Below are 25,807 nucleotides of genomic sequence, written 5' to 3'. Positions count from 1 at the left end.
GGGAGCGGGTACCGGCGGCGGCTTCCGGGCCGTCGACCGGGGCATCGCCGTGGGGTGGGCGATCACTCCACTCCGGCGGCGGGCCGGACAACAGAGTTACCGTCAGAGAAACGCCACCGGAAGCCACTTTCCGCCAGTGGCGCGGTCTGGCCAGGGAGGTCTCGCGGGCAGCGGCGCCCGGACCGCTCCGGGTATGGCGAAGGAGCGGTTCCCGGACCCCCGGGAACCGTCCGTGACCAGGTCAGATCCAGCCGTTGCGGGCGGCGTGCAGCGCCATCTGGAAGCGAGTGACCGAACCCGCCCGGGAGTTGAGCTGCTCGAGGTGACGGGAGAGGGTGCGGCGGCTGACGCCCAGCAGCTCGGCGATGGTGTCGTCGGTGACACCGGTGGCGAGCAGTTCGACGATCCGCCGGTGGATCGGGCTGAGCGCCGACGGCACCCGCTCCCCCAGGTGCATCGGCAGCGCCGCCCGCCACGAGGTCTCGAACAGCCCGGTGAGCGCGGACAGCAGGCTGGACGGATGGACCAGCAGCAGCGAGTCGTTGACCTCGGCCTCGACGAACGACATCGACACGATGGCCAGCCGCCGGTCGAAGACCGTCAGCTTCACCGGCACGGTCGGCAGGATCCGGGCCTGCTCCCCCGCGGCGATGGACGGCTGGATGTTCACCGCGTAGTACGCCGCGTTCTGCACCGCCGATCTGGAGTACACGACCCGGTACTCCACGCCCTGCCTCAGGTTCTCGATCTCGACCGGATTGGCGGAGCCGTGGGTGTGGTACGGCGGTGAGTCGAAGCGCAGCACCTCGCTCTCGGCCGCCTCCTCGATGGTCTCGATCCGCTCGATGATCGAGTCGCCGGTGACCACCTCCACCAGGTTGTCGGTGGGATGCGGGCTCACCGAACGCCGGTACCCGCGGTAGGCGTTGGCGGCCGCCTGCTGGGCCTCGCGCAGCTCCGCGCTGCGGCTGTGCGCCAGGAACTCCAGCGCGACGGTGGGCTCCACGGGTACGTGCCGGTGGAGCCCACCGACGTCCGAGACGGTGACCAGTCCGATCCGGCGCAGGTGCGCGAGGTGCGCCTCGCTGTCGGGCTCCGGCTCGTCGGGCGGGTGTCCGGTGTCCCCGGATCCGGTGGCGAGCAGCGCCACGTAGACCTCCGCCTCGCGGCGGGTCAGCCCCAGACGGCACAGGTGTGTCGGCAGGTCCTCGTCGGCCATCGGCGTTCCTCCCCGTGAAGGCGGCCCGCTCCGGACACACCGGCGGCAGCACGGGACGCGCCGGGTCCCGTCGATGCGTACCGGGAGCCGCTTTCGGCGCATCGTGGCACATACCGGCGAGTAAGTGTCAGACCCGAACACTCACCGCCGAGATCGACAGTGCGACCGGCCCGGGCGCCCCACGCCCGTCCTCGCCAGTGGCCGCGGTGTGCCACCGGGCCCGCCCGGCCGACGGTAGACCGGTGGCCACCACCACCGCCGCTCCCCAGGAGTCCCCCTTGATCAGCGTGTTCGACCTGTTCCGCGTCGGCATCGGCCCGTCCAGCTCCCACACTGTGGGCCCGATGCGCGCCGCCCGCCGGTTCGTCCGCGGACTCGAGGGGGACGGCCTGCTGGCCCGCGTCGCCGCCGTCGAGGTCGAGCTTTTCGGCTCGCTGGCCGCCACCTGCACCGGACACGGCACCGACAAGGCCGTCCTGCTCGGACTCGCCGGCGAGGAACCCGGGACCGTCGACATCGCCACCGCCGACGAACGCTTCCGCCGCTACACCGCCGAGGGCCGCGTCCCGCTGCCGGGCGCACGCGCCGTCCGCCACACCCTGCTCCTGCATCCCGATCGGACCCTGCCCGCCCACCCCAACGCGCTGACCCTCACCGCCCTCGACCGGGACGGCGACGCCCTGGACAGCCGCACCTTCCACTCCGTCGGCGGCGGCTTCCTGCTCGGCGAGGACACCGGCGAGCCGGCCGACGTCCCCCACCCGTTCGACGACGCCGACCAACTCCTCCAGCTCGCCGGGGACGGCCGGATCAGCGACCTGATGCTCGCCAACGAATGCGCCCGACGGCCCGAGAGCGAGGTCCGCGCCCGGCTCCTGCACCTGTGGGACGTCATGCGCGGCTGCGTCGAACGCGGTTGCCGCACCGAAGGCGTCCTGCCCGGCGGCCTGAACGTCCCTCGCCGCGCCCCCGCGCTCCACCGCCGCCTCACCCGGCACCGCGACACCGCAGACCCGCTGCACGCCATGGACTGGGTCGCGCTCCACGCCCTCGCCGTCAACGAGGAGAACGCCGCCGGCGGCCGCGTCGTCACCGCCCCCACCAACGGCGCCGCGGGCATCGTTCCCGCCGTCCTGCTCCACTACCACCGGTGCGTCCCCGGCGCCGACGACGACCACACCGTCCGCTTCCTGCTCGCCGCCGCCGCCATCGGCAGCATCGTCAAGCGCAATGCCTCCATCTCCGGCGCCGAGGTCGGTTGCCAGGGCGAGATCGGCACCGCCGCCGCCATGGCCGCCGCCGGACTGACCGAACTCCTCGGCGGCACCCCCGGCCAGGTCGAGAACGCCGCCGAGATCGCCCTCGAACACCACCTCGGCCTGACCTGCGACCCGGTCGCCGGACTGGTCCAGATCCCCTGCATCGAACGCAACGCCATCGGCAGCCTCAAGGCCATCACCGCCGCCCGGCTCTCCCTCCACGGCGACGGCACCCACCTGGTCCCGCTCGACGCTGCGATCCGCGCCATGCGCGACACCGGCGCCGATATGAGCACCAAGTACAAGGAGACCGCCCGCGGCGGCCTCGCCCTCAGCTTCGCCCAGTGCTGACCATTGGCCGCCCTCTCGTACTGCCTCGGCCCGCACCGGCTCGCACCGGCTCGCCGGGGCACAGCGATGCTTGTCCGCCTCACCTCCTTCGACGCTCTCCAAGCCTTCGCGACCTCGCCGACCTCGGTGGCGTCCCGAGGGGCGTCCGGATCACGACCGTTGGACCGGTAGGCGAGGTGCGGCAGGCGGAGATGGCCGCGAGGAGCGCCAGTTGGGTCCGTAGGCGGTGCAGGACGAGATGACCGCCACCACCGCCGGCCTGTCCGGCCGCGGCGATGACGACGACACCTGGAGCACCTGACCGACGGCCGCACAGGATCAGGGCAGCTGCAGGTCGGCGCGGGTGGCGTGGTGGCCGTCCGACGGCAGGCCGTCCACCTGGGCCAGGGCGAGCTGCGGGCCGTCGAGTCCGGCGACCGCGATCGCCCGTCGAGGCGCACGACCGGCGAGGCTTCGAGGCGGACCGGCTGCCGGTCTCGTCGAGCAGCAGCACGTGCACGTCTCCGGCCGCCTCCACCGTCCGGCCCGCTCAAACCGCTGCGGGACACCCCCGTTCTGGGTGTGGGCCCACTCGGTGCCGTTCATCGGATCGGTGCAGCAACTGCCGTGCGTGCCGCGACGGCCAGCTGGGTCAACTTGAAGCCGTTGGGCAGTCCGGCCCTCCAGTTGACGCTGTTCCACGAAGCGGGTGCGGCCGCTGTGGCGGCGAGGCCGCCGCCGCTGCGGATCACGGCCGCCCGGCACTGTCCTGCTCGGCCTCGCCTGCGAGGTGGACGGCCTGGGCGCTCCCACCGGTTTTCGTGGTCGTGATCGCAGTGGCAATCCGGCGGGGACGGTGTTCTCGGCCCGCACGCCCGTGTCCGGCGGACATGGGCGGCCCCTTCCGACGGGCGAGTCCTCTGGTGGTGAGCCTGCTCCGGCCGGGCGGTCTCGTCCAGGGCACCGAATTGACGAAACGGATACGGAGCGCGCGGCGGAGCCTGCAGAATCTGTGCATAGGCTCCGCCCGCGGCTGTGGCCAGGTTGCCGGCCCGGTCAGGAGTCCACGGTGGGCTCCTGGTCGTGCTGGCGGCGGCGGAGTTGTTCGTTGAGGCGCAGGGCTTCCTCGAGTTGGTCCTCGAGGATGACGATGCGGCAGGCTGCCTCGACGGGGGTGCCCTGGTCGACGAGGTCGCGGGCGCGCATCGCGACGCGCAGTTGGTAGCGGGAGTAGCGGCGGTGGCCGCCGTCGGAGCGCAGTGGGGTGATGAGGCGGTGTTCGCCGAGGGCTCGCAAAAAGCCGGGGGTGGTACCGGTCATCTCCGCCGCGCGGCCCATGGTGTAGGCGGGGTAGTCATCGTCGTCGAGCTTGTCGGGTGTGTCGGGGCTGGCCGTTGTAGTCACTGCACCTCTCTGGTTCTCGGGAGAACGCGTCGAGGGGCCCCGGCGCCGTGGCGGCTCCGGGGCCCCGAAGGGGAACAACACCATCTACCGGCCTGGGCCGGTCCTCTGGGTCCGCACTGCCCCGGGGGAGGGGGTGTGCGGGGATCGCGTATGCGTGACCGAAAACCACCGTCCTTGCCTTGGGGTCTGCGGTGTCCGCCCGGGCGGGTGTTCACCGGCCGGGCGATCCTGATGGCGCTTGTGCCCTCCATTCATCCTCTGTACTGACCTGTCACTTTCGTACTGCTGGTACTGCTGGTACTGCACCTTCTGAACTGCGTACTGCTGGTCGGTGGCCGTGACGGCCCACCTGGTCCGGCAGCCAGCCCCGCCGGCCGTCCTGCACCTGCGCTGGCCTGGAACCCCACTGCCCGGACCCTCGGCACGCGCGCCCGCAGTCTGGGTGCCTTTGCCGAGGTCCTGCCTGTCTTGCGACTGCCGGTGCTGCACTTACCGAACTGCGTACTACGGGTACCGCCGGTGGCGGCCCCTGATACCTGCGGGCCGCCCGGTCCGGCAGCCAGTCCCGTCGCCGTCCTGCACCTGCCTGGCTTCGGAACTCCACTGCCGGACCGACCTGCAAATTTCTGTCCAACAACCCGGCCAGTTCGTGTCTGGCCGGTATCGCCGACTGCTGTCTACGAGAGGAACACTAGACCCGCCCGCAAGCAATGTCTACTCCGGCGAGCATAGATTTTGCCGCGCTTGTGTGTGAGGTAGTCTCCCGCTGCGCGGCGGAGGCAACCCGCGAGCCGCCGCCGCGCGCCCGAGAAGGACCCGGCGGCACCGCGCAGGGAGGCCGCAGTGGAACACCCTGCGCGCATGGCACCGAAGACGGTCCGGCACGGGCCGACGGCCTTGATCGAGGCGATCACCGAGCCCGTCCACGACGGTGACGACTGCACCGTCCGTCGGCCTCCGGTCCGCCTCGCCGAGCCGGCCACCGTCGCCGACCTGTACGCCCCGCGCGACGGCCTCGACACCGCCCGCCCATCCGGCAACCGCGGGCCGAGCCGACCCCGTGCCGACCAGGAGACCAGGAGACCAGGATCGCGGACCTACCCGACCGGGCGTTCAGGCCGGTCCTGCGCCTGGCGTCGGGGCCGCTGCGCACACGCGCTCGTCCTGGCCGGCCGCGGGGACGGGGCGGATGGCCGCCCGGTGGGTGGACTCCGGCACGGTGCCGGTGTCGGGCCGCACCTGGTCCCGGGTCACGCCGCAGTGATGAGGTCGGCCCGGCCGAACAGGAGGGCGTAGCCGCGGGGCAAGCGGGTGAGGAGGCGGTCGGTCAGCCGGTCACCGGCCAGGTCGGCGAGGGCCGCCAGGACGGAGGAGGTGTCCCAGCGGGCGCTGGTGAGGCTGGTGTTCAGGGTGTGGGCGACGGCTTCGACGAAGGCCGGGGCTGCGACCGGCTCGGGCAGCGGGATCTGCGAGGCGAAGACCGCGCGGGCCCGCTCCGGCAGGGCCGCGGCGAGGTCGCAGGGTTCCTCACCGGTGAGCTGGCTGCCGAGGACGGCCAGAACAGCGTGCAGGACACGTTCGGCCTCCTCATCGCAGGTGTAGCGGCCGAGGGTGCGGACCTGCTCGAGAAGTTGGCGGTACCGGGTCATGGCGGTGGCCTTCCGGGGTGGGGCCGGCCGGGCGGGTGCGGCGGCGCGGACGGGTTCAGGGACGGTGGCCGGACCGGGGTCGGCCGAACAGGAGGTCGTAGCCGGGCGGCAGTTGGAGCAGGACACGCTCGGTGAGGTCGCCGCCGGCCGCGTCGGCCACCGTGCTGAGGACCGCGCCGATGTCCCACAGGGCCGTGGCTTCGGTGGCGCCCTCGATCCAGGCCGCGGTCGCGCGCACGAAGCGCTCGTGGCTGAGCGGTTCGGCGGCCTGCAGCGGGTTGAGCAGGAGCAGGGCCATGGTTTCCGGCAGGCGGGCGGCCAGTTCGGCGCGCACATCGCCGACCAGGTGGGCACCCAGCAGGGCCACGACGACCCGAGCGGCCCGCTCGGCCTCCTGCCGGGTGTCGTACTCACCGCGTTCCCGGACCTCCTCCAGGAACGACTCCCATCGAAGAGCCATCGCAGTTCTCCCTCCGTCCCGGCCTGCCCGGTACGCCGCCCGGGGGGACGGGCCGGGGCCCGACGGCCAGGCCGCGGAGCAGACCGGTGACCTTGAGCGGCCGGACGGCGCGGCGCCCGGCCCCGCGTAGGACCAGGGCGGCCGTCTCTGCGACCGGCCTGACCGTCGGGCCCGGACCAGGGGCGCCCGGGCCCGCGCAGTCCATGAACGTCACTTCCGACAGATCCAGCGCCACCTCCCGGTTCGACACGAGCGCGGCGGACAGGGCACGGCGCAGCGAGGGCGCGGCGTGAAGGTCGATCCCGCCGCGCACCCGCACCACGAAGGGTTCGTTGCCCTGGGCGTTCATGGCGGCTGCCCCGTGTCCGCCGTCGGGCGGCCCGGGGAGGGCGGCCGGCGGTCGGGGTGTTCCGGCCGCCCCTTCGATCCGGGGAAGAGATCAGGGGCGGCGCGGAAGGGTACCGGGGAGCGGTCAGCCCTGGATCTGCTTGCGGCTTCCGCTGTGGCTGATCGCGACCTTGCGGGGCTTGGCCTTCTCGGCGACCGGGATCTTCAGGGTCAGCACGCCGGCGTCGTAGTCGGCGGTGATCCCGGCGGGGTCGAGGGTGTCGGAGAGCATGACCTGGCGGGAGAACACCCCGAGCGGGCGCTCGGACATCTCCAACTTCACCTCCTCGCCCTCGCGGCGCGGACGGCGCTCGGCCTTGACGGTCAGCATGTTCCGCTCGACGTCGATGTCGATCGCCTCCGGGTCCACACCGGGCAGATCGAAGCAGATCACGTACTCGTCGCCGGCGCGGTAGGCGTCCAGCGGCATCGGGGTCGGACGCGACCAGGTACCGGTCGTGCTCAGGAACTGCTGGGCCAGACGGTCCAGCTCACGGAACGGGTCGGTGCGCATCAGCATGGAAAACACCTCCAGGTGGTCGGGCTGTGGGAGCCAGTGCGCTTCACCTGAAACTGTTCTAGCATGTCATCCATCCGATGACAAACACTCGAGTCGCTGAAGGAGTGACACCTGTGGGAAAGCGGCCCGACCCGCCCGCCACCGGCGGCTGCCCACCGACGGGGCCTGCATCCTTCCTCGCCGCCGCCGCCGCACTCGCCGCCATCGACGACGCCGTCCGCGCCGCCCGGAACACCGGGCGGCGCACCGCCCCGCCCGAAAGCGGTGCACCGGACGAGGGACCGGAGCCGGCCCTTGCCGCTCTGGTACTGCTGCGAGAACTGCGCACCGAACTCGCCGGCTGGGAGGCGGGCCTGGTGGAGACCGCCCGCGCCGGCGGCGCCACCTGGGCCGACCTCGCCCGGCCCATGGGCGTCGCCAGCCGCCAGGCCGCCGAGAACCGCTACCTGCGCCTACGCCCCACCGAGGCCGCGGAGACCGGCGCCGAGCGTGTCAAGGCGGTGCGCGACCGGCGGGCCGCGGAGCGCGCCGTCACCGCCTGGGCCCGCGACAACGCCGCGGACCTGCGCGTCCTCGCCGCCCAGATCACCGCCGCACCCGGCCTGGCCCCCCGGGCCCGCCCCGCGCTGACCGCGCTCACCACCGCCCTCGGCGCCGCCGACCCGGCCGACCTGATAGCCCCCCTCGCCGACATGCGACCCCACCTCTCCCCCACCCAACCGGACCTCGCAGCCCGCCTCGACACCCTCACCCACCACACCGAACACCTCCGCCATGACAGCGACCGACGACGCACCTGAACCCCCCGCCACCGCCGAAGACCGCTGGCAGCACATCCACGACCGACTCTCCGCCATCGAGCACCGCATCCGCGAGCACAGCAACACGGCCATCGCCACCGTCGACACCTGCCTGGCCAGACTCGACGCCCTCCGCCACGACCTGACCCACGGGCCCTGGCCCCCGCAAGCCCTCCCCGCACCCGCGGACCCTGCGACCATCCCACCGCAACCGGCGCGAGGCCCCCACCGAGCACCTCTCGGCCCGGCCGGCCACCCGCACGCACCGACCGTCCCGGACCCACCGCAGCACGGCCCGGCACCCGGCCGCCGGGCAGCCGTCCGCGTGCCCGCGCCCACGGGCCGAGGCCGCGCTGGGTGAGCAGCCGGCCGGCCTTCTCCAGCTGTTTGACGGCCTTGTGGGTCTTCGGCAGCCGCCCGAGCCGGGGGGCGAACCCGGTCTTCTCGTCCCGGCCCAGCGGCGGCAGGCCGAGCTCGGCGACCGCGGTGTCGGTGAGGACCAGCAGGGCGTCACCGTCCTTGCCGTGCCGGTGCAACCTGGCCGAGCCGAGCCGCAGCTCCAGCGCCCACTGGACGACGGCGGCGAGCGTGCGGTGCCGGCGGTGCGTCATTCCGTCCCGGGTGTGGCCGCGTCCTGGTGTGCCGCGCCGTCCTTCGGCCCGCCGGGCGCTTCGCCGCGTGTCACCGTGAGGTCCTGCCCGCCCGCGAGAGGCCACCACTCCAGCCTGAGGTCGACCTGATCGTTCATGATCACATTCTGCTCCCACGAGACGCGCAGCTCGATGGCCTGGCCCTTGGGCACGGGGACGGTGAACAACGGGTACGCGGTGCCCGCCGTTGACACCGTCCTCGGGTCCGCCTGGATGGTGTAGTCGGTGCTGACCCCGTCGATGGCGAGGATGAAGACGCCGTGCCTGCCCGGCTGGGCGCTCGGCCTGACGGCGAGGCGCGCGATCAGCAGGCCGTCACTTCGGGAGGTGGCCATGAAGCCGGTGTTGCCCATGGGCTTGATGCTGCCGAAGGGCCAGGTGCGGGTGTAGGGGCGGGTGAGCAGGCCGGCTCCCGGCACTGTGATGGTGCCGTTGACGGTGAGGTTGCCGATGTCGAGGTCGGGCCTGGTGACGGTCACCTGGGTGGTGAGGATGCGGACGACGGGATTGGTGGGGTCGCCGGTGGTGCCTCGCAGGTAGAACGTGGTGTCGGACTTGACGCCTTCGACGTCGAGGCTGGTGCGGTTGGTGACGTCCCGGTCGACCCCTGGGTACAGCAGTTCGTAGGTGGCGTTCGCGGAACGCTCCCAGGTGAGCTTGACGTCGCCGCCGTTGGGGACGATGGACGGCCTCGCACAGGAAGTTGCGCAGGTAGAAGTCGGCGGGGAACTTGCCGAGGTTGAAGACCGTGGACCGGTTCTGGAACGCGGAGTTCCCGGTGCGGGAGCGTTCCGTGACGGTGACCGGGGCGGTGCCGACCTTCCGGCTGACCGGGATGTCGGACAGCTGGATGGTGAATCCTGTGTCCGGGCCGATGGGTGCGTGGCTGCCGGCGGGCGCGCAGACGAATTCCTTCGCCGCCGCGTCCAGGCGCACAGTCCACCCGGCGAGGCTGATCCTCGGGGTGATCTTGTTCAGATCGGTGGCGAGGTCCGGGGCCATCGTCCCGGCCGGGACCTTCACCTTGATCCACTCGACGTCGGCGGGGGTGCCGTTCTGCCGGGCGACCGAGATGACCACTTCCCCGGTCTCCTCCGGGACCTGCGGGTTCTCCGGCGAGGCCTTCAGCGGGCTCGGGGTGGTGGTGAGGCTGTAGGACAGCAGCGGCTCGTCGGCCGCAGCGGTATCGGCGTCCTGGGTCTGGATCACAACGGTCACAGGGCTACTCCTTCGGTTGCGGGACGCTCCGCCCGGGAGGGCGGGCGAGGGGCGACGCCGTCACGCGGCTTCGCTGTCGTACGTGCGGCTCCATGCAGCGGCCCCAGCAGGTTCACGCACGGCGACGGCGTGCACCCCTGCGTCCCGGCGCCCCTCCTGACGCAGGTTCGCCCTTCAACTGCGCGCGCGGCCACTCCGGACGATCGGCCCGAGAGACCCGACGCTCCGACGACATGGACCCTCCCAGCGCGAAACAAAACTGTCGTACCCGAACGACCCTGTAGAGCATCCCACCCCTGTCGCCCTGAGCACTGCATCATGTACAGAGCGTTGCCATGTCTCCCCGCCCGGACCGTCGGCGTGCCACGAACTCGTCCCCGGCGCCACCGGCAATGCTCGCGCAGCAGTTCAAGCCAGCTCAGGAGACCGGAGCCGGGCGCGCTGCCTGCGGAGCGGCGGCGGGCGCCGGAGGAGATCGACCCGTGGTGGTGCCCCACCCGGCCGGTCACCTGGCAGCGCGCCTACGCCACCGCCCGGCAATGGTGGCCGGAGTCCGACGGCCAGGTCGACCTCCAGTGATCACGAAGGTCATAGCGAGAGGGAGGCCGACCTGCGGGTGGCGATCTCACAGGTCCCGGGCCGCCTCCACGCGGCTTGTGCTGGTGAGGTCGGGGGCGTCGGCCAGGGCCGCGGCCCGCGCCACCGGCCGCCGGGCCGGGCCCTGCGCCCCGGGCGCAGGGAGCCGATCACGATCGCGGCGAGCATGACGACGGTGGTGTGCAGGGACAGGAAGGGCTCCTGGCCAGTCGCTGGGTCGGCCGTGGTGGACGGGTTGGGCTTCTGTGGGTTCTGAGTGGTGGTCATGTCTCGACTTTGAGCCAGAGAGAGGCTTCGACCAACAGCGGTTGCGGCCCCGCACTGCCCTGGACGCGGCATCTGCGTTGGTTGGGCAGCTCCGCTACTGTTTCCCCTCTCCCCATAAGCCCGTGACCTGCGATTTCTAATTCTCGTGGCCTATGTCGCACTGCCCTTTTTCAGTGATGGGGGTTCAGGAGCCGGTGGTGCAGCCTCGGACCTGACCCGCCGTCCGCTCCGGGCTCGCCCAGGCCACGGCGATCCTTGGTGAGCCGTGCCGATATACCCGACGCTGCCCCTGCGGCGGGCGAGCCCTCGCACGTTCCTGGCGTGCACCTGCGAGGCCGCTGGGCGTGGCGATCCGGGACGCCATCAAGGCCGCCCCCGCCGACCTCGCCGCCGACGAGGACGCCGAGGCGCCGGCGCCGGCCTGCGGCACCAGCGGACGCCCCGGACCGGGCCGCGACCCGGCGGGCGCCGCCCGGGTGCCGTGGCAACGACTCCCGGGCGCGCTCAACCTTGGGGGTGGGGGTTGGTGAGCAGGCGGTCAGGTGGGTGCTGGCGATGGCGGTGGCTCCTGTCAGCAGGGCCGCACGCAGGAGGGTGCGTCGGCTCGGCGGGTCGGGCGGGGACGGGGTCACGGTGGGCTCCGGGGCGGTTCGGTTCGGGCCCGGGTGCGGGCGGGCGCCCCGGCACGGGTGTGCCGCGGCGCCCGGGGCCGGGTGGTGGTGCCGGGGAGGTCAGTTGTCGAGGCGGCGCTTGCTGGGCCAGGCGACCATCTCGGGGTCGTGGTGGTCGAAGAACAAGGTCTTGCCGGTGTCGAGGTCGGCGATCTGCTTCATCTGCCCGTCGGTGAGGGCGAAGTCGAAGACGTCGATGTTCTGCGCCATCCGGTCGGGGTTGACCGACTTGGGGATCGTGACGATGTCGCGCTGGATCAGCCAGCGCAGTACGACCTGCGCGACGGACTTGCCGCGCGCCTCGCCGATCTTGCTGAGGACCGGGTGGGTGAACAGGTCGTTCTTGCCTTCGGCGAAGCCGCCCCACGCCTGGTGCTGCACCCGGTGCTCGCGCATCAGGGCGTGGTCGGGGGTTCGCTGGAAGAAGGGGTGGGTCTCGATCTGGTTGACCTGCGGGGCGGTCTCGTTGTTGAGGATCAGGTCCAGGAGGCGGTCCGGGTAGAAGTTGGCGACGCCGATCGCCCGGGTCAGGCCCTCGCGCTGAGCGGTCTCCATGGCGCGCCACTGGCCGTAGACGTCGCCGTAGGGCTGGTGCATCAGGTACAGGTCGACGTGGTCCAGGCCGAGCTTGGCCAACGATGTCTCCAGGGCACGGCGAGCGTTGTCCTGGGCGGGGGCGTCCTGGACCCACAGCTTGGTGGTGACGAACAGCTCCTCGCGGGGGATGCCGCTGTTCTTGATGGCGTGGCCGACGGCTTCCTCGTTGCCGTAGGCGGCGGCGGTGTCCAGCAGCCGGTAGCCGGCCGTGAGGGCGTCGGTGACGGCCTGCTCGGTCCGGTCCGCGGGGATCTGGTAGACGCCGAAGCCGAGGATCGGCATCTGGACGCCGTTGTTCAGGGTGACGTGCTGCACGGTGTTCTTCCTTGCTGCTCGGAGAGGTCTCTGGTCGCCGGGCGGGTGTGCCCGGGAGCGTGCGGTTCAGGGGGTGAGGAGGGCCTTGAGGACGTGCCGGTCGGCCATGGCGCGGTAGGCGTCGGGGGCCTGCTCGATCGGGAAGGTGCGGTCGAAGACGCGGCCGGGCCGGATCGTGCCGTCCAGGACGTCGGGCAGGACGGCGTCGATGTAGTGGCGGGCGGGGTCGACGCCGCCGGTCAGCGTGATGTTCCGCATGATCATTTCCATGCCGATCGGGCCGTCGGTGTAGGAGGGGACGCCGACCCGGCTGACGGTCCCGCCGTCGCGGACGGCGGCGAAGGAGGTGGTGAGGGTCTGCATCGAGCCGACGCACTCCAGGACCGTGTCCGCGCCGCGGCCGGCGGTCAGCCGGCGCACCTGCTCGGCGCCCTCGTCGCCGGTGGCGAGGACGACACCGGTGGCGCCGAACTCCACGCCGAGGTCGGTGCGCTCGGTGTGGCGGCCCATCAGGATCACCTGCTCGGCGCCCAGGCGCTTGGCCGCCAGGACCGCGCACAGGCCGACCGCGCCGTCCCCGACCACGGCAACGCTGCTGCCGGGGCGCACCCGGGCGGTGACGGCGGCGTGGTGGCCGGTGCAGAACACGTCGGTCAGCGTCAGCAGGGACGGCAGCAGCGCCTCGTCGACGGCGGCGGGGATCTTCACCAGGGTGCCGTCGGCCTGCGGGACGCGCACGGCCTCGCCCTGGCCGCCGTCGACCCCGTCGAAGCCGCACCGGCCCCCCTGCGGGCAGGAGGTCTGCAGGCCGTGCTCGCACCACCAGCAGGTGTTGTCGGCGTAGGTGAACGGGGACAGCACCAGATCGCCGCGCTTGAGGCCGGTCACGTCGGGGCCGACGTCCTCGACGGTGCCGAGGAACTCGTGGCCCATCTGCCGGCCGGTGCCGGTGGCGGGGGGCGAGCGGTAGGGGTGCAGGTCGCTGCCGCAGACCGCGGCGCGCAGCACCCGCACGATCGCGTCGGTGGGGTTCTTGATCAGGGTCGGGCACGTTCTCGACACGCACGTCTCCGGCTCCGTACAGCACGGTTGCTCGCATGGGTCCTAAATCTCCTTGGGCAGGCCAGCGGCGGCATCCGTTCGGCCGCCGAGCGGGGCAGGGTCAGGTACGGGGGGTGCCAGCGCGCAGTGCGCCGGGAGCGGCGGTGGCGGCGAGCAGGATCGCGGCGCCGATCAGGCCTGTGCGCATCCCTGCGGTGAAGGAGGCGCCGGTGACCAGCGCGCCGTAGACGGCGACGGCCACGGCCCCGCCCACCTGGCGAAAGGTGTTCAGCACGCCGAAGGCCAGCCCGGCCCGCTCGGCCGGGACGGAGGCCAGCATCAGCCCGGTCATCGCCGGGACCGCCAGCCAGCGTGCCGCCGAACGGCGCGAACCCCGCGCCCGCCACCGGCACCGCGAAGATGCAGGGGCCGGGCGGGGCGGGGCGGTCGGTGACGGGGAGTGAGGCGGGCATCGGGGAGCCTCCAGGAGCGGGACGACCGGTCATGCCCTCCAGACAACCGCGCCCCGCACCCCGGCGGGGCACTCAAGCAGACCCTGACAAGGACCCCCACGCCCGTGCCCCCGCGAACGGTCCGGCCGTAGTGTCGAAGGCATGGACCGACGCACCGAGATCCGCGACTTCCTCACCACCCGCCGGGCCCGCGTCACCCCCGAGCAGGCCGGCCTCACCCCCTCCCCGCTGGACCGCACCCGCCGCGTGCCGGGCCTGCGCCGCGAGGAAGTCGCCCAGCTCGCCGGCGTCAGCGTCCCCTACTACACCCGCCTGGAGCGCGGCGACGCCGGCGGCGCCACCGACGCCGTTCTCGACGCCGTCGCCCGCACTCTGCTCCTGGACGACGCCGAGCGCGCCCACCTCTTCGACCTGGTCCGCGCCGCCAACGCCACCGCGACCGGCCCGGCAGGACCGGCCCGCCCCGCCCGCCAGCCCGTCCGCCCCGGCCTGCGCAACCTCGTCGAGACGATCAGCGGCGTCCCCGCCTACATCCGCAACGCCCGCCTCGACCTCCTGGCCGGCAACACCCTCGCCCGCGCCCTGTTCGCCCCGGTCTTCGACAGCCCCGCCCGCCCGGCCAACGCTGCCCGCTTCACCTTCCTCGACCTGGCCGCCACCGCGTTCTACCCCGACTGGGAGAGCGTCGCCGACCAGAACGTCGCCACCCTGCGCGCCGAAGTCGGACGCAATCCCTACGACACGGCCCTCTCCGACCTGATCGGCGAACTCTCCACTCGCGGCGGCGACGCCTTCCGCGGGCGCTGGGCCCGCCACGACGTCCGCCACCACCGCGCCGGTGCCAAGCGCATCCACCACCCCCTCGTGGGCGACCTCACCTTCACCTACGAGACCACCCAACTCACCGCCGACGACGGCCTCTACCTCATCCTCTGCGCCGTCCCGCCCGGCAGCCGCGACGCGGAAGCCCTCGACCTCCTCGCCAGCTGGAACACCCCGGCACCAACAACCTCACCCTCCGGCACCACCAGATCCGGGTGAACGGGACGATGCCGGCCGCCCCCGGCGACAGTTCGACCGGCCATCGTGGGGTCAGGCGGGCGCTTTGCCGTCAGGGCAGTCAGGGCCCACCGGGCAGTCGGCCACCGCAACCCGACCGCAGCAGGTTTTGTAGTCAATGGGCGGACGGTTGCGGGGGATCGTCGCAGGGCTTCGTTCTCGATGGACAGCTGGCAGATCATCTCGGCGTACACCGCCACGGTTCGGCGCAGGTCCGCATTCTCACGGCGCAGTCGCCGCACGGTCTGCTCGGTGCGTTCGTCCGGCTCGGCGGTACCGGTCGTGGGGGTGTCCGAGGCGGGGGTGGGGCCGGAGGTGCCCGTGGGGGGGTGGCAGCGGGCCCGTTGTCCGGGCCGGGCGAGACCCCGGCGGGGTGGTGGCCGACCGTCTGGCCGTCGTCGTCCGGGTCGGGTTGGGCGAGCGCGGTGGCGGTCATCGAGGTGGCCTTCCGTCAGCGGGATGCCGGGAGCGGCGCGGTGGCCGGCCCCGGCGCCCGGGCGAGCGCCCGGGTGCCGCCGACATTCCACACAGGCCCCTTGTCCGCCCCCTTGACCAGCACGTTGTCCCGCCCGGTCTGCCGCGGTCACGGGCCTTGTCCTCCCGGTTCGTCCGTGACTGGGATCACCCCGCGATAGACCGCGATCCGGCGCGCGACGTCCTCGATGGTCGCCGCCGGCCTGGCTCCGGCCGGACGACCCCGAAGATGCCCCCGAGTGGTGGTCATCTTCGTGACCGCCCGCCCAAGCCCCACCCGGCCACAGCGCACACAGCCCGGGGGCGGTGTCTGGACCCACGGCCGAACTGCGTAAAGTGACGGCCGCCTCAGCCAGAGGTGATCGTCTCGAAGGGGAACAGTGCGGTACCAGCGATCCAGGGCGCGGCAGCGTGCGGCAGACCGTCAGTGGCTCAGAGCAGCCAGGCGGGCGCGGGCCATCCGGGAACGGCGGGAGGCCGCGGCTGCCGCAGTTGCCGGGCCACGACGGCCTCGCCGGAAAGCCGCCGGGCTGCTGCTGCTGACCGTTGCAGCGGCGTTCGAGCTGGTGGTTCTGGCCTGGTTCATCGCCCTGCTGCCACCGGCGTTCCACGATGCCGACCGGTACCGGGCCGCCCTGCCGTGCCCGGCCGCCGTGACCCGAGGCGACTGTCTGGCCGTCAGCACCGAGGTGACCTTCGAGGTGCACGCGGAGGTCGGCAAGGACCCGGACGACCGGATCGTGGTCCGGGCGCTCGGCGGGGACGGCAGGGAGAGCATCCGCCTGCACGGTGTCGAGCCCGTACTCAGCCGGGTCCACCCCGGCGACGAGGTCGAGGTCGCCCGATGGAAGGGCGAGCCGGTTTCGGTGGCGCTGTCCGGACGTCGGCAGTACGCCGAGGAGCTGCCGACCGACGGCCCGTACATGTTCCTGGCGGGGATCACCAGCGTCGGCCTGGTCCTCGCGGCGACACTGTCGAAGGCCCGCCGCAGCCGGCGCGGCCACACCGGCTCCGCACGGGACCGCGATCCGAGCCTGGCCCTCACGATCCTGGCGGCCGTGGCCCTGATGCTCGGACTGCTGGGCGTCTGGCTGCAGAGCTTCACCGTTCAGCTGCTCCTCGAAGTGCTGGTGGCCGGCCTCGGGGCCGTCAGCCTCCGCCCGCCCCGCCCAGCACTTCCCGAGCCCCTCGTCCCGCCCCGCCCACGCTGCGCTCGTCGCCCGGCCGTACGGCTGCGCAGCGTCCCGCCGGGCAGTCCGGTCCGGCGAACGCCAACGCGGCCGGGACAGGGCGTGTCCGGCACCCGCCGGCACGCCATCCCGCGACAGAGGCTTCGCCGGCCGACCAGGACGGCCGCGACCCCGCAAACCACCGTGCTCCACACTCGCAGACCGACCCGCACCGCCAGGCCGTAGACCTGCGGTCCTCCCACGATCATCGGACGAACAAGCGGCGGGCCTTGGTGGTGCGGGCCTACTCAACGGCCTGGCGGGGCTCGGGTCGGACGGCGTGGCCCGTACCCCTGGTGAGCTCGAGGCGGGGCTGGAGGCCGACAGGCGGCCGCGGCTGTTGCTGCTCCGGGAGCTGGACCGCGCCACGGAGCCCGCTCCCGTCACCGCGCTGCTCGCCCGGTTGACGGCTCTTGCGCACGTGAGGGCCAGTGGTCGAGCTGCCGACCGGCACGCCGCAGGCCGAGATGGCGGCCGCCAGCGCGGCGGTGCTGGACCTCGACGAGCACCGCTGAACCGATCCCGCCCGGTTCGCCCGCTGGTACGAGAAGCTGAGTGGTGACTCCCCGTTCACCGGGCCGCCGACGTCTTCCCCAGCCCTCGAACGGCTCCGATCGCCGCGTCGGTCCCGGCGACAGCCGATCGGTCCGCCGGGCCGGTGGCCGCCCGGTGGGCCGCCGTGCCACCGGACCTGCGCCCTGCCGTACAGGCGCTCGCCGTCGCCGAACGTCCGGTGACCCGCGAGGAGTGGGCCGCCCTCGCCGGACCGGACCCGGTGGCCCGTGCCGCCCGGCTGCTGCCGGCCTGCTCCGCTGGCGGGGACACCTGGTGGCTGCCGGACGGTCCGCTCCGGGGGGCGGCCCTCACCGGAGCCTCCACACCCGACCGGGCCGACGTGCTGCACGCACCGGCCTCGGCCGCACCACGTGCCGGCGGCGACAGCCGGGGCCTGCCGGCGGCCGGCCCCGGCCTGCTCGGGCTGGCCCTGCGGCACGCCGTCGCGTCCGGAAGTACGGCGCCGCTCGAGGACCCGCTGTTCCTGGCCCACGCCGAACCGACCGCCGTCACCGCCGCGTTCGCCGCCCACCCCCACAGCCGCTACGCCGCCGCGTGGCGTGCCGCCGGCCCGGCGCCGGCCGGCGCCCCGGACGCCCGGGAGCGGGCCGCGGTGCTACGGGCCCGGCTGCTCGGATCCGATTCCGACGGGGCGGCGGCGCTCGACCTGCCGGGCCGCTGGTCGGCGACGTGGGCCCGGTGGCGCTCACCGACCGATCCCGAACTGCTCGCCGGAGCACTCACCCAGGGCCCCTACGGCGGCTACGCGGTGCCGGCCGACGCGGCCGGTGTCCTGTGGGCGGCCGAGCTTACGACCGGCGCGCCGTCCGACGCTCCCCGGCCGGCGGCCCCGCCGGATGCCGCGCCTGAGGCCTCAGGCACCGCGGCGGCGCGCCGCAGGCGGCGAAGCCGGGGAAGCGCCATCGTCCCCGGCGAGCCTCCGCAGATCGGCGAGGCTCTCCGCGCGGGCCCGCGAGCCCGGCACGACCTGGCCGATGTACGGGCCGCCGGGATCCTGCGCCAACTCGGCCAGCGCCTGGGACGGGGAGATCCCGCGATCCTTGGCCCCCCGCAGACGCCGCGTCCACGCGACGCCCGCGTTGTAGGCGCCATCCCCGCCCGCGGGCCGCACCTGCCACCCCGCCGCATCGTCGGCGTCGCACGCCCAGAGATAGCCGAGCACCGTACTCCCGGCAGCAACCGCCACGTACTCCACGGCCTTGTCCGTCCTGGATGCGTAGTCAACGGGGCCGCCGGGCACGACGTTGAACTGCAGGTCCTCGCTCAGCCGACCGCTCGCCCAGTTCCACTCACGTTCCGCTTGTTCATAGCGCGCTGCTTGTTCGTCACTCATCACAACACCTCACCATAAACGTGCCACTGGCCGCCCTCACGGACCACCCTCGTCGCCTTCCACTGCAGGCCGCGCCCCAGCAGGATCTCCCGCTCACCCGCACCGTAGGCGCTGACCTTCTCCACCCACATCGCCGGTGTGCCCTGCGGCACCCGCAGATGCAGGACTGCGTCCTTGCCGGGCCGAGACTCTGAAACGGCCCTGCATCCGAGGCCGACCCTCCACGCTGTCACCAACACTTGTTCGTGGATCCGTCGAGAGCCACCTCGGATTGGATGGTGTAGGACTTGGTCCGCGTATCGAATCGGACACGCATCATCGCGGGCTTTCCTTCGACATCCTTGGAGAAGCAGAATCCTGCCACCTCTTCCGCTACGGTCTGGCCTTCGCGGTCCTGCACCCATCCCATAGACCCTGCTGCACCGAGGTAGCAGTCGACGATCGCACGCTCGGGGCCCCCGTGGGAATACTTCGCGCCGGCATGCGCGAATCCACCGTCGTGGTTGCACACAACCCCGGAGACCTCTCCTGCGGGCACGCTGTCCGGGTGTGCGGCGGCCAGGCTCCTGACGTCGTCGGATCCAGCAGTCCCTGAAACGGCGTCACAGCTCTCCTGCTGTGCCCTCACGTCGTGAACGGCGACCGCAGCCACGGCGGCGACGGCAAGGACGATGACGGCCCAATAAACGTGCTTCAATTTCTTCATCTGTATACAGGTGTCCCTCTCAGGGAACCGGCACCGAGCTGGCCCGGTCGTGGAAAACCGGGCCCCGCATCGGCTCAGGACGAGCGGATCGGGTCAGCGCAGGCTGCCATACTTGTACATGTTCGAGGCCTGAGCGTACAAGGCTTCGAAGAGCCTGTTGCGCGAGATGGCGGCCTTCATTCTCTTTCGGAACCAGTAGCCCTGGGCGGTGATCCTGGCAGCGTCGTTGTTGTGCAAATCGATCTCGTGGCCATCTCCGCGCTCTCCGTATTCATGCGCATCTCCGAGGCGCTTCGCGGCCACCGCACCGAAGTAGAGCGTCCGCGCTGCCTGCCACATGAAATGCCGGATCGCGTTTTCGGGGCCGTGGCCACCGGAGGCAACCGACCTCACGATGTCGGAGAGCCTCATGGCCCAACCGCAGCCTCGCCCCAGGGAACGGCAGGCGTTGGCCTCCAGATGTTTGCGCGTGATGTAGTTGCAGGCACCGCAGCTCCACCTCCCGTCGAGGTCGAGACGCGTCAGCGGGTCGTCGTAGACGTAGTCGTACGGGTTGGCGTTTCCGCCGTACACGGGGTCGACCGACAGGAAGCGCGCGGTCGCGGTGTTGTAGAGGCGCACCCCCATGAGGCTGAGGCCGCTGGGGGCTTCGCTGGAGCGCTGGTGGGAGCCGGGCCAGCCGTAGCGGGCTGCGGTCCGGCCCTGGGCGGAGATGCCGAACTCGTAGTAGTCCAGGACGGTCGGCGCGACAGCCGTCCACGGGGAGCTGGACCTTGAGGTCTCCTGTCCAGGTGGGCTCGTCGCCGTCAGCGCCGTAGTGGTTCAGCTTGGAGCCGGTCTGGATCCAGCCGCCGTCGGGCTACTTGGTAGCGGTGGTGGAGCCGGCCAAGCGCGGGGCTGGCCCGGGTCAAGGGGTCCGAGTCCGCCAGAGCGGCCCCGCCGCCTGTGGGACGAGATCCACACCGCATGGCACACCTGGCAGCACGCCGGGCCCCCGGCTACGACCGGTTCGGACTCACCGTCACCCCGGCCGGGGAGCCCACCGTGTGGCTCGACGACCCCGACAATCACTGGAGCCCCCAGCCGCACACCCGCTGACCCCCGCCGGGCACAGCGGGTACCCCCGGGGCATGTATCCCGGGCCCGTCGAGTCCTGCCCGTGGACCTGCCCGGTGGGCCCGGCCGTCAGGGGTGCGGCCCGGCCGGGACCGGAGACAGGATCAGCGTGGACGTCCCGTCCCCGGCTACGACCGTACGCCACACCCCCGCTCCGGCGGGGCACAGACGCGCAGCCGGGCAGTGGACGGGCAGGAGGCGCAGCGGGCGGGCCGCCGCGTGCACGGCACGGCCCGGGGGCGGAGAGCGCAGGATTCGAACCTGCGCGGGCCCCGAAGAACCCTGCTCGGCCATCACAGGCCAGGCACCTGATGAACCGCTCCGGGCGCCTCTCCCCGTCCGGGATCCTTTTCGCTTTCCCTGACGTGCCATCAAAATTTCCCGGGCGCCTGACCCGGCACTGACACCGCGCGGATTCCGGTGCCCCGCCGGCCGGGTCGTCCGGCGGGGCCGGGCACGCCGCGGCCTGCCCTCCCCCACCAGCAACAATTACGCACCGGTGGCCGACCACGCCGGTCGGCCGAGGGGGTTGTCGTCGTGGCAGGCTGGGCGGATGCACTCCGGACCCGCAATCACCGTCGACCGGCACGCCCCCCGTGAACTGACACCGCTCGACGGCGGCGAGATGTTCCGGGGCCCGGACGCCGGTACAGTGCTCGACTTCTGGCGGTACGCCATGCCCGACCTTCGGACCAACACGACCCGGGGCCTGCTCGCCGAATTCCTGGTCCACCGCGCGGTCGGCGCGGTGGACCGCAACACCGAATGGGAGAGCTTCGACGTCCTCACGCCCTCGGGGGTGAGGATCGAGGTCAAGACCAGCGCCTACCTCCAAGCCTGGGGACAGGCCCGGCTGTCGGACATCCGCTTCTCCCGGCTACGGGGACGCGTATGGACCCCCGAGACCGGCAGTGCCTCGGAGCAGTCGTACAACGCCGACGTGTACGTCTTCGCCTGCCACACCGCGCGCACCCACACCGACTACGACCCTCTCGACATCGGACAGTGGCACTTCTACATCGCCCCGCGCGCCCTCGTGGAAGCCACCGCACAAGCCAGCCTCGGACTCGCCGCCGTCCACAGGATCTGCGGTGACCCCGTCGGCTACGAAGACCTCGCACACCGGATCGCAGCCTGCACCACCCACCCGGAGGACTGACGGTGCGGGCACCCGCTCACCCCCGATCGGGTGCCCGCACCGCGACACCTGCGGCAACCGGAACGCGGCGGGTCCGTCCCCTGCGCAGGGCCGGCACGGAGCACGGCCGCTCCTGCAGCAGGGCGCTCGCAGCAGCAGACGGCGGGCAGCAACCGACCGGCGCGGACAGACGGCACAGCAACACGAGTTCGGCGAGCAGGACGTCTAGCAGCAGGACGGCGGCGGCCGGAACAGGCGGACACACCACGGCGACGAAAGGCGGAGAGGGCAGGATTCGAACCTGCGCAGGCCCCGGAGGACCCTGCTCGGCCGTTGCCGGCCAGGCACCCGATGAACCGCTCCGGGCACCTCTCCCAGTACCGGGAACCTTCTCGTGCTCCCTGACCTGTCATCAGAATGCCCCGGATGCCTGACCCGGCACTGACCCACCACTGACCCGGCGCCGGGTCCCGCACCGCCCGGCTCCGCACGCCGGGCCGCACGCGCTCCGCATGAGACGGCGAGGATCCGCCCGCGCTCCACCGCGACGGCCAGCAGGTCCCGTGCCGGTCCGGCGCCCGGAGCAGCGACCACCGGACAGTCCCGAACCCAGCAGGCCAACACGCCCGGAGCGCCGTCGGGCCGCTCCGACGTGTCGGTCACCCGGGCCACCCGGTCGCGGCCTCCCCGCACCGCTCTCGTCCTCGCGCTGCTCTCGTCCCTGCGCCGCAGCGCGAAAGTCCCCGCCATCCGGACGGAGAGCGCCAACACCGCGTGGTGGACCGGATGCCAAAGGCCCGCCCACCCACCGCCCGCCGACAGTGGGCCCCCCGACCACCACCCGGCCAGTGGCCATCAGTAGTCGAGGCGCGTGGCCGCAACCGAGCCGGCCTTGTTGCCGCATCGGTGTGGATGGGTACGGTCCAGGCATGGAGGAGACCGAGGTGGTTCCCGAGAAGGTGGCCTGGGTTCTGGTGCGAGGCGGCCGGGTACTGGTGACGCGCGTCCGCGGTGTGGATGTCTTCTACTTCCCCGGCGGGAAGAGGGAACCTGGCGAGTCCGATGCCGAGACCTTGGCCCGCGAGATCGACGAGGAACTCCGGTCCCGGGTCGACACGGCCACGATGGTTCACGTCGGCACCTTCGAGACGCGGAGGGAATCCGACGGACGCACCGAGTTCCGGATGATCTGCTACACCGCCGAGCACACCGGTCCGCTGGTCCCCTCAAGCGAGATCGCGGAGTTGGACTGGTTCAGCTACGGCGATCGCGCACGGGTCTCGCCAGTGGACCAGATGATGTTCGACACGCTGCATTCCTCTGGCCAACTGCCCTGAGCGCCTATTCCCTCGACCCCCCGGCCGCTCCCCACCACCCGCCGGGCTGCGCCCGGGCCGGGACGGCAGCGGACCCGGAGCAGCCGCGACCGCAGGCGAAGCGGCTGACGGCAGCCAGGACCGCAGGCGGACCGGGAGCTGCAGGCCGCCCGGAGGCCGCGGGGTCAGGTTCCGTCACCAGCGGCCAGTGACGAGAGCACCTGACGAAGCCCCAGCCCCCGAACCGGGAGGAACGGGGACGGGGACGGCAGGCAGCACGGCCGGCGAGCGGCCCTGGCGCCGCCACGAACGGTAGGACATCAGGCGCAGAGCAGCACGCGGGCACCCGCCAGGAGCCCGAGCCACCGCGTGACCTCCCACCAGGAGTTCCGGCAGCACCGGGCACCGGCCCGGACCGGAACAGGCCGCGGTGCCGACGTCGTCGGGGCGGGTGTGGCGGGTCAGGGCGGCGCTGCGGCGGCGCGCTGCTTCCAGGTCGGCGGCCGCTCGGTCGGCGGCGGCGAGCGCCGCCGGGTGCCCGGCGGCGGCCAGGCGCGCGCTCTCCTCCGCGCGATCGTGAGCGCCGCGCCGGCGGCGGGCGGCGTCCTGGGCCCGGTGCAGGATGTCGGCGCGGTCGCGGCTGCCGAAGGCCCGGCCAGGGGCCGCCGGTGTGAACCGGCGGTGTGTCAGCTCGGTGGGCGACCGCGGCCCGGCCCGTGTGATCGACAGTGACGGAAGGCGATCCCTCGCCGAGAGACCCTCTTCCGTCTTCTGGAGTTGATCGTGACGTTCCCACTGTCGGAGGCCGCCGGCCGGCCAGGTCCTACACGCGGGCACCGTGCCGGTTCGTCCGGGCGTCGGAGCCGGGTGCCGGCCGTGCCGGCCGTGGCGGCCGCCGTGTTCTGCGCCGCCGTCGCCCCGCTGGCGCTGCCCGCGACCGCCCACGCGCAGGGCACCTGCACGGTGTCCGGCCCCACCACCACCTGCACGTTCGCCTCCACCGGCGCCGAGCAGACATTCACCGTGCCCAGCGGCGTCACGCAGGTCGACGTCACGGCGATCGGCGCCGGCGGCGGCGTGGAGAACGGCGGGGTCAGCGGCGGCCGGGGTGCCGAGGTGTCCGGCACGCTCACCGGGCTGTCCGGCGGGCAGACCCTCTACGTCGAGGTCGGCGGCGCCCCCACCAACGGCAACGGCTCGTGCGCCAGTTCCGCCCAGTGCGCCGGCGGCTTCAACGGCGGCGGCAGCACCCACTTCGGCGGAGGTGGAGGCGGAGCCTCCGACGTACGCACCCTGCCCGGCACCACTCCCCTCACCACCACCGACTCCCGCCTCATCGTGGCCGCGGGCGGCGGCGGAGCCGGCTGGGCCGGCCAATGCACCGCAAGCCCGGGCGGAGACGCCGGCCAGCCGGGCGCCGACGCGACCTGCAACGGCGGCACCGGTGGCGGGGCGGGGACGTCCACCCAGGGCGGGACCGGCGGCACGGGCGGCGGCGGGGTGTTCGGCGGTGGGAACGGCACGCTCGGGGCCGGCGGCACCGGCGGCGGCCCTGGCAGCTCCCTGACCGGTGGCGCAGGAGGCGGCGGCTACTACGGCGGAGGCGGCGGCGGCAACATCAACCCCTTCATCACTCCGAGCGGCGGCGGGGGCGGCGGAGGCGGAGGTTCGTCGCTGGTCCCCGCCGGCGGAACCGGCCCCACCGCCACCAGCGCCGCCCCGAGCATCACCATCAGCTACACCACCCCGGGCAAGCCCGTGAAGACGACCCTGACCGCGATGTTCTCCCGCACCCGGGTCGGCCTGCCCGTTGTGCTCAGCGACATCGTCTGCCCGGCCGGTACGGGCGCCACGACCAGGCCCACCGGCACCGTCACCTTCACCGACACCACCACCGGCAAGACCCTCGGCACCGGGCGCCTGTCCCTCTCCCTCGGCAACTGCGCAGCGGCCGGGACCGTCACCGCCTTCCGCACCACCGGCACCCACACCATCACCGCCGTCTACAGCGGCGACACCGTCTACCAGGGCAACAGCGGCAACCCCGAAACCACCACCGTGACGGTGACGCCCTGAGAACGCCGCACAAGCGCCGGCCCCGCCGTGGGGCGGGGCCGGCGCGCCGCGGTACCGCGCCCAGGTGACAGCCATCCGAACAGTCCCGGGTGCCGTCCGAGCCGGGCTCGGGTTCCGCCGACCGGGCCGCTCGACCGCCAACTGGAGCGCCCGGTCACGGGACCGGCAGGGCCGGGCGGAGCCACCTCATCGCGCCCCGGTCGCTCGGGCGGCTGCAGCCTTGAGCGATTGCCCGTCGCGCTCGGCCAGGCCCCGCGCAGCGTCACACCGATGACGTCCCGGCCGCTCACAGGGTCGCGGACCACGGCGACCCGCACAGATCGGCACCGGGTATCGGCGGAGCGTGGTTCAGCGTGCGCTGCCGAGGTCACGGTCGCTGTCGGCGCCTTCGAGCAGGAGGGTGGTCTCCTCGATGCGGCGGAAGCGGCCGTCGGCGGCGAACTCGGCGAACAGGTAGACCTCCATGCGGACGGTGGAGCCGTCGATCTTGTCGACCTCCATCGTGTGGCGGTCGGCGTAGCGGGTGCCGTCGGTGAGTTCGTCGTGGACCTGGACCGAGCCGCCGGCCAGAACGGTGCGCAGGTGGGCGATGTGGGCGAGGAACTCGGTGCGGTCGGCCCAGCTGCCGTCGGTGCGCTGGCGGTAGTCGGGGGCGAAGTGACCCTCGGCGGCCTCCTCCAGGTCCAGGCCCGGGGTGAGGAGCAGGTCGGTGAGGGCGGTGCGGATGTCGGTGTGGACGGCGGTGGGGGTCATGGCAGTTCCCTGAGAGCGGTGTCGAATGGGGGTGTGCGGCGCGGTGCCTGGCGGGGCGGCGTCAGGCGCTGGTGGTGTTGAGGGTGTCGTCGAGCCAGTCGAAGATGCGGGCCAGGGCGAGGCGCATGGCGCCGGGGTGGCAGTGGGCGCCGGCGCCCTCCGCCACGGTGAAGT

24 protein-coding genes, 1 tRNA gene and 1 pseudogene are annotated in these 25,807 nt (G+C 72.8%); 10 read left to right on the top strand and 16 right to left on the bottom strand.

What is annotated here, in order from left to right; genetic code table 11:
* Positions 1 to 241: 241 nt before the first annotated feature.
* Positions 242 to 1,219 carry a helix-turn-helix domain-containing protein gene (locus tag AB0D08_RS28050; RefSeq protein WP_359892723.1) on the bottom strand — a complete coding sequence of 326 codons (978 nt, stop codon included), beginning with the start codon at positions 1,217 to 1,219 and terminating at the stop codon, positions 242 to 244.
* A 242-nt stretch (positions 1,220 to 1,461) separates the two neighbouring features.
* Here AB0D08_RS28050 and AB0D08_RS28045 point away from each other — a divergent pair, with 242 nt between their 5' ends.
* Positions 1,462 to 2,829 carry an L-serine ammonia-lyase gene (locus tag AB0D08_RS28045; RefSeq protein ID WP_359892721.1) on the top strand — a complete coding sequence of 456 codons (1,368 nt, stop codon included), beginning with the start codon at positions 1,462 to 1,464 and terminating at the stop codon, positions 2,827 to 2,829.
* Positions 2,830 to 3,864: 1,035 nt separating this feature from the next.
* Here AB0D08_RS28045 and AB0D08_RS28040 read toward each other — a convergent pair.
* The 5 genes from AB0D08_RS28040 to AB0D08_RS28020 all read right to left on the bottom strand — a co-directional run bounded on the left by AB0D08_RS28040 (position 3,865) and on the right by AB0D08_RS28020 (position 7,228).
* Complete coding sequence (locus AB0D08_RS28040) at positions 3,865 to 4,146, bottom strand: MerR family transcriptional regulator (RefSeq protein WP_359892751.1); 282 nt, start codon at positions 4,144 to 4,146, stop codon at positions 3,865 to 3,867.
* A 1,316-nt stretch (positions 4,147 to 5,462) separates the two neighbouring features.
* Positions 5,463 to 5,861, bottom strand: coding sequence for a DUF2267 domain-containing protein (locus tag AB0D08_RS28035; RefSeq protein ID WP_359892718.1), 399 nt, complete (start codon positions 5,859 to 5,861; stop codon positions 5,463 to 5,465).
* Positions 5,862 to 5,916: 55 nt separating this feature from the next.
* Positions 5,917 to 6,321: a DUF2267 domain-containing protein gene (locus AB0D08_RS28030; protein ID WP_359892716.1), complete on the bottom strand. Its 405-nt coding sequence runs from the start codon at positions 6,319 to 6,321 to the stop codon at positions 5,917 to 5,919.
* Positions 6,272 to 6,670, bottom strand: coding sequence for an STAS domain-containing protein (locus AB0D08_RS28025; RefSeq protein ID WP_359892714.1), 399 nt, complete (start codon positions 6,668 to 6,670; stop codon positions 6,272 to 6,274). The genes AB0D08_RS28030 and AB0D08_RS28025 overlap by 50 nt, the downstream gene beginning before the upstream one ends.
* A gap of 123 nt (positions 6,671 to 6,793) precedes the next feature.
* The gene (locus AB0D08_RS28020) at positions 6,794 to 7,228 is read right to left on the bottom strand and encodes an Hsp20/alpha crystallin family protein (protein WP_359892712.1); all 435 of its coding nucleotides are present in this window, start codon (positions 7,226 to 7,228) and stop codon (positions 6,794 to 6,796) included.
* A gap of 113 nt (positions 7,229 to 7,341) precedes the next feature.
* On the opposite strand from AB0D08_RS28020, the gene AB0D08_RS28015 reads away from it, so the two are divergent.
* Complete coding sequence (locus AB0D08_RS28015; protein WP_359892710.1) at positions 7,342 to 8,028, top strand: hypothetical protein; 687 nt, start codon at positions 7,342 to 7,344, stop codon at positions 8,026 to 8,028.
* Between the two features lie 607 nt (positions 8,029 to 8,635).
* Here the strand turns inward: AB0D08_RS28015 and AB0D08_RS28010 are convergent.
* Complete coding sequence (locus AB0D08_RS28010; RefSeq protein WP_359892707.1) at positions 8,636 to 9,157, bottom strand: hypothetical protein; 522 nt, start codon at positions 9,155 to 9,157, stop codon at positions 8,636 to 8,638.
* A 260-nt stretch (positions 9,158 to 9,417) separates the two neighbouring features.
* On the opposite strand from AB0D08_RS28010, the gene AB0D08_RS28005 reads away from it, so the two are divergent.
* Positions 9,418 to 9,834, top strand: a complete 417-nt coding sequence (locus AB0D08_RS28005) for a hypothetical protein (protein WP_359892705.1) — start codon at positions 9,418 to 9,420, stop codon at positions 9,832 to 9,834.
* Between the two features lie 1,270 nt (positions 9,835 to 11,104).
* Complete coding sequence (locus tag AB0D08_RS28000) at positions 11,105 to 11,290, top strand: hypothetical protein (protein ID WP_359892702.1); 186 nt, start codon at positions 11,105 to 11,107, stop codon at positions 11,288 to 11,290.
* A gap of 201 nt (positions 11,291 to 11,491) precedes the next feature.
* On the opposite strand, the gene AB0D08_RS27995 is transcribed toward AB0D08_RS28000, so the two are convergent.
* The 3 genes and pseudogenes from AB0D08_RS27995 to AB0D08_RS27985 all read right to left on the bottom strand — a co-directional run bounded on the left by AB0D08_RS27995 (position 11,492) and on the right by AB0D08_RS27985 (position 13,736).
* On the bottom strand, positions 11,492 to 12,343 hold the full coding sequence (locus tag AB0D08_RS27995; RefSeq protein ID WP_359892700.1) for an aldo/keto reductase: 852 nt from the start codon (positions 12,341 to 12,343) through the stop codon (positions 11,492 to 11,494).
* Between the two features lie 66 nt (positions 12,344 to 12,409).
* Positions 12,410 to 13,442 (bottom strand): annotated as a pseudogene (locus AB0D08_RS27990) (alcohol dehydrogenase catalytic domain-containing protein).
* 63 nt (positions 13,443 to 13,505) lie between these two features.
* Positions 13,506 to 13,736, bottom strand: coding sequence for a hypothetical protein (locus tag AB0D08_RS27985; protein WP_359892697.1), 231 nt, complete (start codon positions 13,734 to 13,736; stop codon positions 13,506 to 13,508).
* Between the two features lie 262 nt (positions 13,737 to 13,998).
* Between AB0D08_RS27985 and AB0D08_RS27980 the strand changes: the two genes are divergently transcribed.
* Both AB0D08_RS27980 and AB0D08_RS27975 read left to right on the top strand, forming a co-directional pair.
* Positions 13,999 to 14,898, top strand: coding sequence for a helix-turn-helix transcriptional regulator (locus AB0D08_RS27980; RefSeq protein WP_359892696.1), 900 nt, complete (start codon positions 13,999 to 14,001; stop codon positions 14,896 to 14,898).
* A 1,058-nt stretch (positions 14,899 to 15,956) separates the two neighbouring features.
* Positions 15,957 to 16,805 carry a hypothetical protein gene (locus tag AB0D08_RS27975; RefSeq protein WP_359892694.1) on the top strand — a complete coding sequence of 283 codons (849 nt, stop codon included), beginning with the start codon at positions 15,957 to 15,959 and terminating at the stop codon, positions 16,803 to 16,805.
* A 1,243-nt stretch (positions 16,806 to 18,048) separates the two neighbouring features.
* Here the strand turns inward: AB0D08_RS27975 and AB0D08_RS27970 are convergent.
* The 4 genes from AB0D08_RS27970 to AB0D08_RS27955 all read right to left on the bottom strand — a co-directional run bounded on the left by AB0D08_RS27970 (position 18,049) and on the right by AB0D08_RS27955 (position 19,969).
* Positions 18,049 to 18,528 (bottom strand): hypothetical protein, encoded by a 480-nt coding sequence (locus AB0D08_RS27970; protein WP_359892692.1) that lies wholly within the window; start codon positions 18,526 to 18,528, stop codon positions 18,049 to 18,051.
* A complete protein-coding gene (locus AB0D08_RS27965) occupies positions 18,528 to 18,761 on the bottom strand; it encodes an ADP-ribosyltransferase (RefSeq protein ID WP_359892750.1) in 234 nt (77 codons plus the stop codon). Before AB0D08_RS27965 ends, AB0D08_RS27970 begins: the two co-directional genes overlap by 1 nt.
* Positions 18,758 to 19,234: a hypothetical protein gene (locus AB0D08_RS27960; RefSeq protein ID WP_359892691.1), complete on the bottom strand. Its 477-nt coding sequence runs from the start codon at positions 19,232 to 19,234 to the stop codon at positions 18,758 to 18,760. Before AB0D08_RS27960 ends, AB0D08_RS27965 begins: the two co-directional genes overlap by 4 nt.
* Positions 19,235 to 19,327: 93 nt before the next feature.
* Positions 19,328 to 19,969: an RHS repeat-associated core domain-containing protein gene (locus tag AB0D08_RS27955; RefSeq protein ID WP_359892747.1), complete on the bottom strand. Its 642-nt coding sequence runs from the start codon at positions 19,967 to 19,969 to the stop codon at positions 19,328 to 19,330.
* Between the two features lie 231 nt (positions 19,970 to 20,200).
* Here AB0D08_RS27955 and AB0D08_RS27950 point away from each other — a divergent pair, with 231 nt between their 5' ends.
* Positions 20,201 to 20,332 carry a hypothetical protein gene (locus tag AB0D08_RS27950; protein ID WP_359892688.1) on the top strand — a complete coding sequence of 44 codons (132 nt, stop codon included), beginning with the start codon at positions 20,201 to 20,203 and terminating at the stop codon, positions 20,330 to 20,332.
* A gap of 571 nt (positions 20,333 to 20,903) precedes the next feature.
* The gene (locus AB0D08_RS27945; RefSeq protein ID WP_359892686.1) at positions 20,904 to 21,509 is read left to right on the top strand and encodes a hypothetical protein; all 606 of its coding nucleotides are present in this window, start codon (positions 20,904 to 20,906) and stop codon (positions 21,507 to 21,509) included.
* Between the two features lie 259 nt (positions 21,510 to 21,768).
* On the opposite strand, the gene AB0D08_RS27940 is transcribed toward AB0D08_RS27945, so the two are convergent.
* Positions 21,769 to 21,863: transfer RNA gene (locus tag AB0D08_RS27940), tRNA-OTHER, on the bottom strand.
* Between the two features lie 554 nt (positions 21,864 to 22,417).
* Between AB0D08_RS27940 and AB0D08_RS27935 the strand changes: the two genes are divergently transcribed.
* A complete protein-coding gene (locus AB0D08_RS27935; RefSeq protein WP_359892683.1) occupies positions 22,418 to 22,825 on the top strand; it encodes an NUDIX domain-containing protein in 408 nt (135 codons plus the stop codon).
* Positions 22,826 to 23,680: 855 nt separating this feature from the next.
* Positions 23,681 to 24,880 (top strand): Ig-like domain repeat protein, encoded by a 1,200-nt coding sequence (locus AB0D08_RS27930; RefSeq protein WP_359892680.1) that lies wholly within the window; start codon positions 23,681 to 23,683, stop codon positions 24,878 to 24,880.
* Positions 24,881 to 25,228: 348 nt separating this feature from the next.
* On the opposite strand, the gene AB0D08_RS27925 is transcribed toward AB0D08_RS27930, so the two are convergent.
* Complete coding sequence (locus AB0D08_RS27925; RefSeq protein ID WP_359892677.1) at positions 25,229 to 25,633, bottom strand: nuclear transport factor 2 family protein; 405 nt, start codon at positions 25,631 to 25,633, stop codon at positions 25,229 to 25,231.
* Between the last annotated feature and the right edge of the window lie 174 nt (positions 25,634 to 25,807).

Source organism: Kitasatospora sp. NPDC048540, assembly GCF_040651175.1.
Lineage (GTDB): Bacteria > Actinomycetota > Actinomycetes > Streptomycetales > Streptomycetaceae > Kitasatospora.
This window is presented reverse-complemented; position numbering and strand designations above follow the sequence as displayed.